Raw genomic sequence first — 435 nt, forward strand, 5'->3', positions numbered from 1 at the left:
GCTAAAATACTTGACATAACAGTTGATAGGTAAGCCCCTGATGATGACAATTCCAAATAAAACCATGTTAATTCATCACTAGTCCCTTCATTTCACAAAACAAAAGTCTTTTCAATCAAAAGAGGGGCAATAGCATCGCCCGTTTTTTCTGAAAACCAAGCCCCTTTCCCATAACAATGAGTTCTTCATCCTGGTCATTTTTCGCCAAAACCACATTGTTATTATAAACTTTGATAATGTTCATATCAGAAACAATCCTTTTTCTCCATTTATTGTATCAAAAATTACAAAGAAAGAAAAAAGAGCGCCATCATTTTACAAACTACATCAGTAAGGATCTTATTTTGCCGATATCTGGCTCATTGACCACAAGGAAAATGGTATCTCCAGCATTTAAGCGCGTGCTTCCTGACACAACTTCAGAATGTTGGTCAC

At 36.1% G+C, this 435-nt stretch carries 1 protein-coding gene; it reads right to left on the minus strand.

Annotated features, from left to right (window positions below):
- Positions 1-115: 115 nt before the first annotated feature.
- A complete protein-coding gene (locus B3R79_RS04645; protein WP_293694024.1) occupies positions 116-244 on the minus strand; it encodes a CAT RNA binding domain-containing protein in 129 nt (42 codons plus the stop codon).
- Positions 245-435: the final 191 nt, after the last annotated feature.

The sequence above is a fragment of the Streptococcus sp. UBA3373 genome, assembly GCF_002360305.1.
Classification (GTDB): Bacteria; Bacillota; Bacilli; order Lactobacillales; family Streptococcaceae; genus Streptococcus; species Streptococcus alactolyticus.